This window comes from Photobacterium panuliri (assembly GCF_059920555.1).
This window is the reverse complement of the sequence record NZ_CP197193.1, coordinates 676,801-691,127: the sequence shown is the minus strand read 5'-3', so window position 1 is coordinate 691,127 and position 14,327 is coordinate 676,801. Positions and strand designations below refer to the sequence as shown.

Genomic DNA, 14,327 nt, shown 5'->3' with positions numbered 1-14,327 from the left:
ATGTCTGCAGGATTAGTACAAGCGGCATACATTGTTGCTGCGTTATTTTTCATCTTAAGTCTCGCGGGACTGTCTAAACAAGAATCAGCGAGAAACGGTAACTACTACGGTATTGCGGGTATGGCGATTGCGCTTATTGCGACAATCTTCAGTCCGAGTGCCGAGGGTTTTGCGTGGGTCATCATCGCGATGGTGATCGGTGGTGGTATTGGTATCCACTACGCGAAGAAAGTAGAAATGACCGAAATGCCGGAACTGGTAGCTATCCTTCACAGCTTTGTGGGTATGGCTGCGGTACTGGTTGGTTATAACAGCTATCTTGAGCCACCTGCACCCGTGTCGACAGATCTTGCCGGTATCCATGCTGAACACGTTATCCACATGGTGGAGGTATTCCTTGGTGTCTTCATCGGTGCGGTTACTTTTACCGGTTCTATCGTGGCATTTGGCAAACTGCGTGGTGTGATCTCTTCATCACCGCTGAACCTGCCCCATAAGCACAAAATGAACTTGGCGGCCGTTGTTGTGTCTGCGCTTCTTATGATCTACTTCGTCAAGGCTGACGGCAGTATGTTCGCGCTGATTGTCATGACGCTGATTGCTTTTGCGTTCGGTTATCACTTGGTGGCTTCCATCGGCGGTGCGGATATGCCGGTTGTCGTGTCTATGCTGAACTCATACTCGGGTTGGGCAGCGGCAGCAGCGGGTTTCATGCTGGCAAACGATCTGTTGATTGTTACTGGCGCACTGGTTGGTTCGTCAGGTGCGATCCTGTCTTACATTATGTGTAAGGCGATGAACCGCTCGTTTGTTAGTGTGATTGCTGGTGGCTTCGGTCAGGAAGTTGTTATCTCTAGCGACGAGGAGCAGGGCGAGCATCAGGAAGCCTCAGCAGAAGAAGTGGCGGAAATGCTAAAAGACGCCCGCTCGGTGATTATTACCCCGGGATACGGCATGGCAGTTGCCCAGGCTCAGTACCCAGTTCATGAAATTACCGACAAGCTGCGTAAGAAAGGTGTGAATGTGCGTTTTGGTATTCACCCAGTTGCCGGCCGTCTGCCAGGTCACATGAATGTCTTGTTGGCAGAAGCCAAGGTACCTTACGATATCGTATTGGAAATGGACGAAATCAATGACGATTTCTCCGAAACTGATGTGGTGCTGGTTATTGGTGCTAACGATACCGTAAACCCAGCGGCGTTGGATGACCCGAATAGCCCTATCGCAGGGATGCCTGTTCTGGAAGTGTGGAACGCCAAGCACGTTATCGTGTTCAAGCGTTCAATGAACACCGGTTATGCAGGCGTTCAGAACCCGTTGTTCTTCAAAGAGAACTCTCAGATGCTATTTGGTGATGCCAAAGATAGCTGCTTGAGTATTCTGGAGCATTTGGACTAGATCCACATCGATAAATAGCGGCAAAAGTTGAACAGCCAGTAGGATAACCTGCTGGCTGTTTTTTTATATTTATCAATAGGGGAAAACTATGACACGAAGAGGTTTCTTGCTCACTTTATCTTCACTCGAATGACAATTTCATGACAATGTAAGGATATTGGGTGATACACTGGCGCCATGAAAAAATACGTCCTATTCCTATCGCTGCTTCTGTCGGGGCTGCAGCCAGCGTGGGCTGAAAATTTGCCCGAGCGTTTGAGTGCGGTTCGTGCCGAGCTTTTGGCGAGCGAACCGGTAGCGACGTATGATTTCCGCCAGCTTCAAAGCCAATTCCCCACGCCTTTGCTGATACCGACAACGCTGTTGCCGCAGTCGGCTAAATACCCGCTCAAGTCATTGCGCCGTCTTTATCAGGGGTCACTGACCTGCAAGGGGCCTTGGCCGGTCACCCCATTGTTGACACAGCCTCTCGTGTTTACTCGTGCATTGTGTAACAACACGGTGCTGCCTGTCGGTTGGTTTGCCCGTGCGGGTTACATTCACCCCGGTGGCGGGAGCTATGCGGCCCGTTATTTGGCGGTACATCCTGATATGGAACAACAACTCGCTCGTTTCCTGCATGTTCAGGAGCGCGAACTGGCACCGACCAATACGGCATTGGGACGCTTGCAGAGGATGAGCCCCGATGAGGTAGCGGTATACATTGCCGGTGCCGAAGCGTTTGTCTCTAACGGCGAGCTTTGGATACGCAATGGCAATGAGTACCATATTTATGATCAGCCCGTGTGGTCACAGGCAATGGGTAAGTTCGATGTGAACTTTACCCGCCTGAAACACGATGGTTTTTGTATTCTTAAAAGTGGCAATATTTGCTGGGCCGAGGAAGACCAATCACACCTGACATCCTACCTGCTGGTAGGATTGTTGGTCGTCAATATTGGTTTGCTGGTGGGATGGGGGTTCTATCGTTGGCGTATTCGCCGTAGGGCGATGCAAGAGCGGATGTTGGTACTGCAAATCCTGACACATGAACTGCGTACACCGATAGCCAGCTTGGCTATGACAGTAGAGGGATTCCGACGACATTTTGATGCATTGCCAGAAAGTCTATATGATGAATTCAGACGCCTGACAGAAGATTCCCGGCGCTTGCGGCAACTTGCCGAGGCCAGTAAGGATTATTTGCAGGCAAATCAACAGGAACTCAGCGTTTCGCATGTCGAATCGTTCAATGAGTGGGTGGAATACCTCAGCGAGCCTTATGAAGTGACATTAGAGCTGGCTCAAGATCGTCCTGTTGATGTCAATGTATATTGGTTGGGCACCTGTATTGATAACTTGTTATCGAATGCCCATAAGTACGGCGTGAAGCCGGTAAAATTAACCTCATCGTTCGATTCTGGAAAATTGATTGTAAGAGTTTCAGATAATGGACCGCTCAGTCATAAAGACTGGGCAAGATTAAGAAAGCCCTTTGTGAGTGAAAAAGGCTTGGGGCTTGGACTTACAATCGTCGAATCGATGATCCGAAGAATGGGTGGGCGAATGAAGCTAGTTGGCCCGCCGACAACGTTTATATTGGAGATACCTTGTGAATCAGACTCTGCTTCTGGTTGAAGATGATCGTAACCTCGCTGATGGTTTACTCGAAAGTTTAAAAGAAGCTGGCTACCATTGCCTTTACGCAGACTGCGCAAGCAAAGTTGCAGATCTTTGGTCTGGTGCCGATCTGGTGATTCTTGACCGCCAGCTTCCGGAGGGGGATTCCCTTAGCTACCTGAGCCAATGGCTGGATATTAAGCACGTTCCCGTTATTCTGTTGACGGCTATGGTGTCTATTTCAGACAAGGTCACGGGGTTGGAGTCAGGGGCAAAAGACTACCTGACCAAACCGTTTGCCGAGGAAGAGCTATTGGCGCGCGTGCGTTTGCATCTGCGTGACGGTGCGCCAGAGAAAGTCGCTGCGAATATCGTCAAGGTCGGCGGTATACAGATTGATCTAGATAGTCGCGAAGTTCGCAATGGTGATGAGAGCGTGGTACTGACCCGCACTGAATTTGAACTGTTGGTGTTTTTGGCCAAACATGCCGGTCGGGTGTTTACCCGTGACGAGTTGCTTGATCAGGTATGGGGTTATAACCATTACCCAACAACCCGAACGGTAGATACCCATATACTGCAATTGCGCCAGAAGCTCTCTGGTATTGAGATTGAAACCTTACGCGGTGTCGGCTACCGCATGAAGTCTGCGTAGTCACATGCCAAGGATACCGGTTGTTTTCTCCATGCTGCTGTTGAACTCGGTGTTGTGTGTACCGAGTGTTCAGGCAGCATGGTTTCCACAACAAGATGTATTGACGGTTGCCCATCAGAAATTGCTTGAAGGGAGTAGTGCCGAGAGTTTCGATGCAATGATACAGGCTTGGCAAGGAAAGCCGACTGAAGAGCAAGAAGCCAATCTCAACGCATTGCTTAACTTGGCCGTGACCGAGGATTGTGGGCGTAGTCTGGATGCCACGCGTTTTCCGGCCTGGTTGAAGTCACTTACCGTTCAGCGCGAGATGATCCAAAATCAATCTCAGGTTTTGCCTAAGCTGGCTATTACGGGAACAGCGTCAAAGCAAATCAAACATATTGATTTTATCCGTTGGCCGCAGGAGAAGGTACTGTCGGCCTCGCCGGGTAGACTCTCTGGGGATTACTTCTCTATTGAGACTAAGCGGTTGGAAAAAGCCAGCAGTGCAGGCTTGTACCAATTGATCATTAATACCGGGGACGGAGAGGAATTCAAGGAGTGGGTTATCTTGTCTCCGCCCAAGCGCAAGCAGTGGATCAACTGGATAGATAGCCGTACATGGCGGATAGAGAAAAATGGTCTTCCTGACAAGGCTTGCCCGACACCGATATTGTCGATGAATATATACGATCTTAATGATACCTCCTGGACGCCGCTATGGACCGAAAACGTAGATGGCAGATTGCCGACGAGCTTGCCAGAGGTGGACTTGCCAGATGGTCGCTATTGGCTCAGTGTCGGAATCATAGAGAGTCGCTGGCAAGGAGAGCTATCGGTTCTGGATATCCAGAGTATTACCCGACCTGTTGATCATACCGGTGACAGTTTCAAGTAACTCGTTGTCGATTTTCTAAGAAGATAGCTATAGAACATGAAGGCCCATTAAGGGCCTTTTTTAGTTTTTGCCCTCTGCAACATGGTGTTAGTGCCATGCTATTACTAAGTCAGCGCTATAGAGAGACCACAAGAGATAAACAACATAAGTTGTATTTCAATTGCACCTTTAAAGGTGTATTATTAATGCATCTTTAAAGTAGACGTATTGCCATGCTGGGTATTTGAGTTGTAGCAGGCAGTATGAGGAAGCAAAATATGATGCAGATTTTAGATCAGGAGAAAGAGCAGCGTATCGTGCCGCTGTTTCGTCTTGGCTTTCGTCCTTTCTTTCTGGCGGCAAGCATGCTTACGGTTGTCTCTATGGGGTTGTGGGGGCTGTTCTGGCTGGGTTATACCCAAGCATCTCAGTGGATGTACGGTAATCCTATATGGTGGCATAGCCATGAAATGCTGTTTGGTTTCACTGGGGCCATTATTATTGGTTTTTTGCTTACCGCAGTACAGAACTGGACAGGGGCAACGGGTGTCAGGGGATGGCAGCTGGCCGGTATTTTCGCCTGTTGGCTGGTGGCGCGCATAGCGATGATGATCGCCAGTCCGCATTGGGTATGGATGGCATTTGATTTGCTGTGGATGCCGTTAGCCGCATATTGCCTCGGTAAGCCCATTGTATTGCGACGTCAGTGGAACAACCTTTTCTTCGTTCCTATGTTATTGCTACTGACTGGGGTGAACGCCATGTTCCATATGCAGGTGCTTGGTTGGCTGACAGTCTCGACTCGGAGTATTGCATTGGTTGCGGTGATGGCAATCAGTTTGGTTGTATTGATTGTTGGGGGAAGGGTTATTCCGTTCTTTACATGGCGGGGAACCCAGAGCGAGCAAATTACGCGAGTTAAGTGGATCGAGGTATCGTCGCTGGTGAGCAGCTGGTTGGTGTTGCTCGCTTTACTGCTGGTGCCTTTTGCCGGTGGTTGGCAGCACAGCATGGAGAGGCAGCTATTGCCGGTGTTGTTGGTGGTCACGGCAATGCTGCATTTGGTACGCTTTGCCCGTTGGCGTAGCTTGTCTACTTGTCGTGTGCCTTTGCTGTGGCTGCTTCATATTGCTTATTTGGCAATGGTGATCGGCTTGTTCATGTTTGCTGTCTACTTTGCTGGTGGGGCGGTAGAGTACAGTATTGCGTTGCATGTACTGACGGTAGGTGGCATTGGCGGGATGGTATTGGCGATGATTGCTCGGGTATCGTTAGGACATACGGGGCGGGAGCTGAAAGTCGGGCCTGTGATGGTTATGGCGTTTTGGGCACTGGTTATGGCGCTTTTGGCTCGAACCTTGTTTATTGTCATGATGCCAGAGATGAGAATAGCCGGTTACGGGGTGTCTGCATTGCTATGGGCGTCAGCCTATGGGGTATTTAGTTATGTTTACTATCCGGTACTGACGCAACCGCGTGTTGATGGCCGCCCGGGGTAGGGAAAGGATAGGGTTAGGTTAAAAAATTAACGGGTGACAAGATAGCGTAAACTACCTACACTGTGAGCCCGTTTTTTTCGAGTTGAACCATTATGTTTGGTAATTCACCTACGTTGACACACGCGCAGCAGCAAGAAGCCGCTGAAAAGATCCACGAACTAATGGCGCAGGGTATTAGTAGTGGCGAGGCTATCATGATGGTCGCGAACGCGATTCGTGAAGCAGAAGCGCAAAAAACGCAGCAACAAGCAGCAGCTGAAGACGACGCAGAAGAATAATAGGCTTTTTGTTTGTTGGATTTTCGGTAGCTTACCGAATTTAAAGGCACCTACGCGGTGCCTTTTTTATTTTTCGTGTGTTAAATCGCATAAGTTTCATACAATTCCAGTAGAATTCAATATGCTGAAATAGAATTTTGTAGTTCCATATCTTAAGGATGATATGGTTGTTTTCCATCTGGTAGGGGGAAGGATGAATAACCGTTACCTAAAGGCTCGTACCTTGGCACGGGCAAAGCATGGTCGCCAAATGTATGGTGATGTGCCGTATTACGTCCACCTTGAGGCTGTTTCCCGGTTGGCAAGCCCTTTTGGTACCGATGCTATGATAGTGGCACAGCTTCATGACGTTCTTGAGGATACAGAAACATCGGTTGATGAGTTGGTCGCTGATTTCGGTTTTGTTATTGCCGATGCCATTAGTTATATCTCTGATGGCAAGTTGGCGGATCGGGCTAAGCGCAAATCGCAAGTGAACCAGCGGTTAGCTAATCTGGATATCAATGAAGAAGCCGCACGACTTGCGTTGATAGTCAAATCGTGCGACCGGCTTGCCAATGTACGGGCAAGCCTGACCAGTCCAGAAGCCTATTACCAACAGTATCAAGCTGAACATCCGGCTTTCAAAGCGGCGGTATATCGCAAAGGATTGTGTGAGGCGATTTGGTGGGAGCTTGATACCTTAATAGAGCGTACACGATCTTCTTGGTAAGCTCTTAGTGAAAGTTGATGCTAGCAATAATAAAAAAGGGCTGCGAGAGCCCTTTTTTGTTAAGAGTGGTATTCAGCGCTTATTACGCTTCATCATAAATAGTCGGAATAGGCTTGCGTTTGTGCTGGGTAGCCTTGTAGATACCCACTAGGCGATCCGTTACATGCTGTTCAACGGGCTTGCCTTCGAGGAAGTCATCGATCTGATCATAACTTACCTGTAGCGCGTCCTCATCGGCCTTCTGCGGCGCTAACTCTTCTAAATCGGCGGTAGGTACTTTCTTGACTAATAGCTCAGGAGCGCCCAGCTTAGCGGCAATTTGACGCACCTGACGTTTGTTTAGACCAAACAGCGGCGCAAGATCACATGCGCCATCACCGAATTTGGTATAGAAGCCGGTGATATTCTCTGCAGAATGGTCCGTACCCAGTACTAGGGCGCCAACAAGCCCTGCAATTTCGTATTGGGCAATCATACGGGCACGCGCTTTGACGTTGCCTTTGACGAAATCCACGGTTGCTTCGTTCTGAGGGATAAGTCCTGTCCCATCAAGCGCATCTAGCGTACTGGCATGTAGGCCATCGACGCCATCTTTGATATTGACGCTTACTGAGTGGCTTGGCTGAATAAAGGCGAGAGCCTGCTGCGCTTCATCTTCATCCTGCTGCTCGCCATAAGGCAGACGAACGGCAATGAACTGATAGGCTTCGGTATCTTCTTTGCTATTGAGGTCCTGTACGGCGAGTTGGGCGAGACGACCACAAGTTGTTGAGTCAACACCACCACTAATACCCAGCACCAGCGATTTGCATCCAGATTGCTTGAGTTTCTTTTGAATGAACGCGATACGTCGCTCAATCTCAAAATCAACGTCAATTGTTGGCAATACGCGCATTTCCTCGCGAATAAGCTGTTCCATAATGTTGCATCCTCCGGGCATGCCCAAATTGTAACCATATAGCGTTGTTTAAAGCATAATTTCAATGAAATGCATTAAACCTTTGGCAAAATCATGCGATAACTCTTGCTAGGGATCAATCTTCTTTCAGAAATAAAGTTGAAATAGCATAAAATCAGAATAAAAAAGGGACATACCAGTTATGACTGCATCAGTTGCTGTATTTGGTAGCGCATTCAATCCACCCAGTTTGGGGCACCTTTCGGTGCTTGAAAGACTGACTCATTTTGATCAAGTGCTTCTCCTGCCTAGTTATACGCATGCTTGGGGAAAAAAGATGCTTGATTATGACGTTCGCTGTGAGCTGGTGGCGGCTTTTATCGAGGATTCTCAGCTCAATAATGTGACCTTGTCGCGGATTGAGCAGAAGATTGCCAATGGTAATGATCCGGTGACGACTTATGCGGTGCTAGATAACCTGCAACGGAAAATGCCTAATGCAAATCTCACTTTTATTGTTGGTCCTGATAATTTTCTGAATTTTAGCAAGTTTTATCGGTCAGATGAGATAATGAAACGCTGGCAGGTGCTAGCGTGTCCGGAAACGGTTCCGATTCGGTCGACCGCTATTCGAGATGCAATTGTCAATAGTTGTGATATCTCACATTTAACGACGCCAAAAGTGGCTAAGTTAATTATGAATAAGGCGTTATATCAAACGTCTTAGGGATCATTGTAAGGTGAAACGTGTTATTGGTGTCATTGCTTATAGTCGGCATGACGTTTGGGGCTACATCAGCATTTGCTTCGTCATGTTTAGATTTGCCAGAAAAAGAAAGTTCGGTTGTTTGTTCGGCGCAAAAGATTGATGCAACTGATCATTATTCAGCGTCTGATTCGTCGCGACTGAGACAAGATAGTTATATTGATTGGAAGGCTGATCAATATAACGATGGTCGGTTTTGGCAGGGCTGGGTAGGTGAGAACAACTCACCGGTTTTACATTCTCAAAACAGCTCTAGTTTTTATGGTTTAGGATTTTGGCAACCTTCCCGTTATGCAGATCAGGCACTCAGCATTGAAGATATCGATGATGCCAAAGAGTGGCTGAAGAGCTACGGGTTACAAATGAGCCTTGGGTTCGGTGGGGATGACGGCGTATCACCACGTTTTCGATTTGACTACCGTTGGCATGAAGATAGAGACCTTGACGATATTTATCTTCAGGTCGAAATACCATTCCAATAGAGGAATACAAAAAGCGACGCTATTTAGCGTCGCTTTTTACTATCTAATACTTTTTACTATCTAATAAAAGGGCCTAGGCTTGGCTTAGTGGTTTGCCAAGAATTGGCTCAGCCATCGCTGAGAGGAGCTCAACGGGAGTATTAAGGCTTTGTGCAATTTGCCCAGCCTTGCGGCCTGAGCGTGATAGCTTGATAGCTTCTCGCATAAGTAGACATGAAACCAGCTCATTGTGAGTGAATCCTAGGTATTCACATACCGAGTCAATATCTGTGATGGTGTCACCGGAGAGTAGTTTCGCCAGCTTTTCCTCATCGTGTTTGGCAAGGCCTGGGCTGGTGGATTTTGTATGTACTTTCATACCGTAGATCTGATCGGCAAGTACACGTAGTAAGTTGCCGTTTTTTCCAGCCATTGCGAGTTCATTGCCTTTGCGAGCTAATGTTGCCAGTTCACTACATACAGCAGTGATTAGCGGCGTCGCATTGAAGTAACCTGCATCTCGGCAAAGTTGCGGCTGGTGGTTGGCTGCTGCAAGTAAACGGGCAGAAAAAGAAACTTTATAGTATTCCGAGTCTGGCAGCACGGTAACGGCGTGGAGGCAATCGAAAGGAATATAGAAACCGCCGCCTGCTTTTACTGCAAATTCGTTTTTGCCTAAACGAATAAATGCACAGCCCTTGGTAACGAGCAGCATGTATGAGCATTGGCTCTTGCGTCGTGAACCAACGTCAAGAAATGTCTGTTGAATATGGGAAAAGTCGATAGCCTGTTTCATAGTGATTCTCTTTCGAAGTAGCGGCGACATATTCTTCTGTTTTGCAGTATGGGTCAACTAACAGAAGACCTAAACCGAAAAATTGCTGTTTTTTTGAGTAGAAACGGTGTTGCTGCAGCAGATTTCATAGCTTATATCAGGTAGAGTACAGGCTCATGCCTTGAATTGATCTGGTAAGACCTCCAACCATGTCTTTTATGTGGGCTTTTACGTTGGGTAATAGGAATAAAGTGCGTAAAATGGCACGGTTTTTCCATATGATGAAGCATAATTGTGCAAGCTGATAACGATATTTATAAAGAAATTCGCCCTTACAATGACGATGAAGTCAATGGGGCGATTAAGCGTCTGGTTAATGACAAAGAATTTATCAATGCAATTCTGAACTATCGCTTTCCGCAACTCTCAGGTGCGTTTGGTTGGTTGTTGACTCCTCTCATTAAGCATTTCTTGATTCGTAAATGGTCAAACGTTAATTCTGTCGCTGATGTTCAGCGTCAAGTTGCCAAGTATATGCATGGAACAATCAACCATTCATGCGATGGTGTTACCTATAGTGGGCTTGAGAAGCTAGATCCGGCCAAATCTTACCTTTTTGTTTCTAACCACCGTGATATTGCGATGGATCCCGCGATGGTTAACTGGTGTTTGTTCAATAACGGTTTTGAGACGGTTCGTATTGCAATCGGTGATAACTTATTGAAAAAGCCGTGTGCAACAGAGCTGATGAGGCTTAATAAGAGCTTTATCGTAAAGCGCTCTGTTAAGGCTCCGCGTGAAATGCTTAAGGCATTGTCTTTGCTTTCTAGCTACATTCGCCATTCACTGGAAACGGGTAACTCGATTTGGATTGCCCAGAAAGAAGGGCGGGCCAAAGACGGCAATGACAAAACAGATCCAGCCATTCTAAAAATGTTTCATGTGGAAGGTCGCAAGCGTAAAGTTGAATTTGGCGATTATATGGCTGAATTGAATATCGTGCCTGTGGCCATTTCTTATGAGAATGACCCGTGTGATTTGGCGAAAGCCAAAGAGTTGTATCAAAAGCAATCGCAGGGTAGTTATGAAAAAGGTGAATTTGAAGATATCGAAAGCATCATCCAAGGGATCGTCGGCCATAAGCGGCGTATCCATGTCAGCTTTGGTGATGTGATTCAGCCTGGATTCGCGACACCTGATGCGTTGGCTGAAGAGATTGATCGCCAGATCACCGCAAACTATAAATTGTTTCCGGTCAATTATGTTGCCGCTGATCTTGAAGATGAATCAGTCACTGAAGATGAGAAGCAACGCTTTGCCGATAAACTGGCAGGTTTGCCACTAGGCGTCGCTGATATTCTCAAGCAAATGTACGCACTACCAGCGCGTAAAAAGCTTAACCTATAGTGTTTTGAGAAGGCTTTGCCTTTAAAATTTAGGTTCATTGTGGGGGCTTAGTGTCCTCACAATGGCCTTTGGTGAGATCACATCTACTCGTCTGTTCTGCCCATTTCCTTCCATAGGCTCACTGCTGCCAGCAGAAACGACTTGGATCCGTTCTTCATCAATCCCAAATACTGACGCTATGTAAATTGCGACGCTGAACGCCCGTTCGTAAGAAATCGCAATATTGTCATCTTCATCCGCGAAATCATCACCATGACCAACAATGATCACGTGTCTGTCGGGGTGTTGCCGAAGGCTAACCGCAATGGGATCGATAAGTAACTGAGTACTGGAGTCAAGTTCGAAATTGTTAGGCTCGAAATAGAGTGTTGTGCTCATCTCCGTTACTTCTGTGAGCATCACTTTGGCATCGGGTATGTTGCTGTCTTTAACTGTTTCCGACGAAGGTTGCTGGAGTGAAGGGGGATCTGTTGTGACGTTGTCACTGTTGTTGTCATTGCTGCACGCCGTTAGTATTACAATGACACTAACGGCGGCAAAATGTTTAATCCACCGACCTAATCGAAGCCCAGACATACCGGTTACCGCCTATGCGCGTTACACTGTCATCTTATAGGTTTAGTTGATCTGGTCGCGATAACAACTGCAGTATTGAGATGGACGCCGAGGGTAAAGCCGGTTTTAGCACTTAAGGCGCGATAACCTCAGGGGTATACGGGCGATAAGGAGGCTGTGCCATTCGCTCTGACATAAAGTCGATAAACGAACGAACTTTAGGAGCCAAGTATTTTCGCCGAGGGTAGACGGCATAGATCGGCAATTCGACATCTGCTTTCCATTCAGGCAGCAACTGCACTAATTGTCCTGTATTCAGTTCGTCCGTCATGAGATATGTAGCCAAATAGGCAACGCCTAAACCTGATTTAGCTGCATCAAGAACGGCTGGCGCGTTATCGATACGATAGTTTCCGCGAGCGCGTACCGATTGATGCACCCCGTCTCGGGTAAACTCCCAATTGATATATTTGCGCTCTCGGCTTTGGTAGGTAATGCAGTTGTGCTGACGGAGATCGCCCGGTACCTGCGGGGCTCCGTTAGCGGCAATATATGCCGGCGATGCAACCACAACGAAATGACAATTCGACAAGCGACGCGCAACCATGCCTTCGGGTGGGTGTTCGTGAATTGCAATCCAGCAATCAAAGCCTTCTTCGAGGAGGTTAGGGCGATGGTCGAATAAGCTCACTTCCAATTCAAGCCCAGGGTATTGCTTTTGAAAATCAGCCAAAGCGGATGTGATATGGTGATTGCCAAATGACTGCGCAATACCAACTCGAAGTACCCCTTTGATTTCATTGCGGTAACCTGCCACTAAGGCTTCCGCCTCATTGACGGTATCAAGCAACTGCTGGCCGTATTCGGCATATTGTAAGCCGATATCAGTTAGCGCAACGGCTCGGGTGCTACGTTGAACCAGCTGGCAACCTAATCGTTCTTCCAAATAACGAATTTGTTTACTGACTTGAGATTTAGAAATACCAAGGCGCTCTGCGGCACGGGTGAAGTTCTGTTCATGACCAACGGTGGCCAAGATAACCATCTGTTGCAGATTTTCAAGCATAAGAATAACCAATCTTTGATGACCGCAAGATTATACCATTGATTATTGCAGTGTTACCTCCTGATGCAGGATTGTGGGTCTTCTTCTCGTGTCATATCAAGGAAAGCAAGAGATGATGGGATACTACAAGTATTAATTTAATCGATATTAAGCATTAAAACCAACGATTTTATTAATTTTGCTGTCGGGATTATGATGAAATCCTCATTTGGAGGTTTTATTTTATGCTTAACGTATTGTGGCAATTTTTTACATTAGGTCTTTACAGTTTTGGCGGACCTGCTGCCCATATTGGTTATTTTCAGAGGGAGTTTGTTCAAAACAAGAAGTGGCTAACGGATACTGATTTCAACCAAGCTGTTGCCCTATGTCAGTTTTTACCCGGTCCTGCGAGTAGCCAGCTAGGTATGTATATAGGTTATAAAAAAGCCGGTTATATCGGTGCAATGGCGGCATTTGTCGGATTCACATTTCCCTCGTTCCTATTGCTTACATTTCTAGCTATTGGTAATCAGCATTACAACGATGTGGCTATTATCGATACCGTTATCCAGGCGGCAAAGCTATTGGCTGTTGTGGTTGTCGCGGATGCATTGTGGGGAATGGCAAAGAAAAACCTGACTAGTGTGCTAACTATATCGGCAGCAGGGCTAACGGGGGTATGGGTTTTCTTTAGTACGGGGCTGCTCGGGCAGATTCTGCCGATCCTCGTTGCTGCGTTGGTTGGTTTTCTTCTGTCGTTTCGACGTACGGAGTCGAGGGCGGTTGCTAACGCTGAACCGATTCGACCTAACATTTTCTTATTTACGGCGTTTGGTCTTCTTTTGTTGGTTTTGCCTCTTATAGGCAGTCAAAACGAATTCCTGACTTTGTTTAATGTATTTTATCAAGCGGGTAGCTTTGTTTTCGGGGGCGGGCATGTGGTATTGCCGTTGCTTGAGCCTATGCTAGAGGGGATGGTGACACCCGATACATTTTTGAGTGCTTATGCATCGGCGCAGTTGGTACCAGGTCCGATGTTTACAATGGCAAGTTATCTTGGGGCATCGGCGATTACCGATTCACCCGTGCTTGGCAGTCTAGTTGCAACCATTGGGGTTTTCTTGCCGGGGGCATTGTTGTTGTTTGCTTTTTTACCGGCATGGAGTGCGCTGTTTAGTCACGAGAAGTTAAAATCAGCCGTGATGTTGGTGAACGCATCTGTCGTAGGCTTGTTAGCCAGTGCACTGGTAAAACCGGTAATGATCAGTGCAATTGGAACAGTCTGGGATGTTCTCGCTGTTATTGTTGGCTTCTATTTGTTGAAATACCGTAATACGCCAGTATGGCTGTTGATTATGTTCTTTATTGCTTATCGTGTTGTTATTTAGTTTTGTTACTGATTTATCGGTTGAAATGCGGC

The 14,327-nt window shown here is 47.1% G+C and carries 15 protein-coding genes; 11 read left to right on the top strand and 4 right to left on the bottom strand.

Features of this window, described 5'->3' with window-relative positions:
- The 7 genes from pntB (at position 1) to ACSF8X_RS19315 (ending at position 6,997) form a co-directional block, all read left to right on the top strand.
- Positions 1–1,398 carry a Re/Si-specific NAD(P)(+) transhydrogenase subunit beta gene (gene pntB, locus ACSF8X_RS19345; RefSeq protein ID WP_047880594.1) on the top strand — a complete coding sequence of 466 codons (1,398 nt, stop codon included), beginning with the start codon at positions 1–3 and terminating at the stop codon, positions 1,396–1,398.
- Positions 1,399–1,575: 177 nt separating this feature from the next.
- Positions 1,576–3,015 (top strand): sensor histidine kinase VxrA, encoded by a 1,440-nt coding sequence (vxrA, locus tag ACSF8X_RS19340; protein WP_047880593.1) that lies wholly within the window; start codon positions 1,576–1,578, stop codon positions 3,013–3,015.
- On the top strand, positions 2,990–3,652 hold the full coding sequence (locus tag ACSF8X_RS19335; RefSeq protein WP_047880592.1) for a response regulator transcription factor: 663 nt from the start codon (positions 2,990–2,992) through the stop codon (positions 3,650–3,652). Before vxrA ends, ACSF8X_RS19335 begins: the two co-directional genes overlap by 26 nt.
- Positions 3,653–3,683: 31 nt before the next feature.
- Entirely contained in the window at positions 3,684–4,529 is an 846-nt protein-coding gene (locus tag ACSF8X_RS19330; RefSeq protein WP_500852048.1) for a DUF2861 family protein, read from the top strand.
- A gap of 257 nt (positions 4,530–4,786) precedes the next feature.
- Entirely contained in the window at positions 4,787–6,007 is a 1,221-nt protein-coding gene (locus tag ACSF8X_RS19325; protein ID WP_500852047.1) for an NnrS family protein, read from the top strand.
- A gap of 92 nt (positions 6,008–6,099) precedes the next feature.
- Positions 6,100–6,285 carry a YoaH family protein gene (locus ACSF8X_RS19320; protein WP_047880590.1) on the top strand — a complete coding sequence of 62 codons (186 nt, stop codon included), beginning with the start codon at positions 6,100–6,102 and terminating at the stop codon, positions 6,283–6,285.
- Positions 6,286–6,478: 193 nt separating this feature from the next.
- On the top strand, positions 6,479–6,997 hold the full coding sequence (locus ACSF8X_RS19315; RefSeq protein ID WP_500852046.1) for a phosphohydrolase: 519 nt from the start codon (positions 6,479–6,481) through the stop codon (positions 6,995–6,997).
- An 82-nt stretch (positions 6,998–7,079) separates the two neighbouring features.
- Here the strand turns inward: ACSF8X_RS19315 and nadE are convergent, their stop codons facing one another.
- Positions 7,080–7,916 carry an NAD(+) synthase gene (gene nadE, locus ACSF8X_RS19310; RefSeq protein WP_047880588.1) on the bottom strand — a complete coding sequence of 279 codons (837 nt, stop codon included), beginning with the start codon at positions 7,914–7,916 and terminating at the stop codon, positions 7,080–7,082.
- A gap of 181 nt (positions 7,917–8,097) precedes the next feature.
- On the opposite strand from nadE, the gene ACSF8X_RS19305 reads away from it, so the two are divergent.
- Together ACSF8X_RS19305 and ACSF8X_RS19300 are read left to right on the top strand one after the other, a co-directional pair.
- On the top strand, positions 8,098–8,622 hold the full coding sequence (locus tag ACSF8X_RS19305; RefSeq protein ID WP_500852045.1) for a nicotinate-nicotinamide nucleotide adenylyltransferase: 525 nt from the start codon (positions 8,098–8,100) through the stop codon (positions 8,620–8,622).
- A 20-nt stretch (positions 8,623–8,642) separates the two neighbouring features.
- Positions 8,643–9,143: a hypothetical protein gene (locus ACSF8X_RS19300; RefSeq protein ID WP_500852044.1), complete on the top strand. Its 501-nt coding sequence runs from the start codon at positions 8,643–8,645 to the stop codon at positions 9,141–9,143.
- A gap of 73 nt (positions 9,144–9,216) precedes the next feature.
- On the opposite strand, the gene ACSF8X_RS19295 is transcribed toward ACSF8X_RS19300, so the two are convergent.
- The gene (locus ACSF8X_RS19295) at positions 9,217–9,918 is read right to left on the bottom strand and encodes a cupin domain-containing protein (protein ID WP_500852043.1); all 702 of its coding nucleotides are present in this window, start codon (positions 9,916–9,918) and stop codon (positions 9,217–9,219) included.
- A gap of 273 nt (positions 9,919–10,191) precedes the next feature.
- Between ACSF8X_RS19295 and ACSF8X_RS19290 the strand changes: the two genes are divergently transcribed.
- Complete coding sequence (locus ACSF8X_RS19290; protein WP_500852042.1) at positions 10,192–11,304, top strand: 1-acyl-sn-glycerol-3-phosphate acyltransferase; 1,113 nt, start codon at positions 10,192–10,194, stop codon at positions 11,302–11,304.
- A 21-nt stretch (positions 11,305–11,325) separates the two neighbouring features.
- Here the strand turns inward: ACSF8X_RS19290 and ACSF8X_RS19285 are convergent, their stop codons facing one another.
- Both ACSF8X_RS19285 and ACSF8X_RS19280 read right to left on the bottom strand, forming a co-directional pair.
- A complete protein-coding gene (locus tag ACSF8X_RS19285; protein ID WP_047880584.1) occupies positions 11,326–11,880 on the bottom strand; it encodes an OmpA family protein in 555 nt (184 codons plus the stop codon).
- 112 nt (positions 11,881–11,992) lie between these two features.
- Positions 11,993–12,925 (bottom strand): LysR family transcriptional regulator, encoded by a 933-nt coding sequence (locus ACSF8X_RS19280; protein WP_047880583.1) that lies wholly within the window; start codon positions 12,923–12,925, stop codon positions 11,993–11,995.
- 224 nt (positions 12,926–13,149) lie between these two features.
- On the opposite strand from ACSF8X_RS19280, the gene chrA reads away from it, so the two are divergent.
- Positions 13,150–14,295: a chromate efflux transporter gene (gene chrA / locus ACSF8X_RS19275; protein WP_047880582.1), complete on the top strand. Its 1,146-nt coding sequence runs from the start codon at positions 13,150–13,152 to the stop codon at positions 14,293–14,295.
- Positions 14,296–14,327 lie beyond the last annotated feature (32 nt).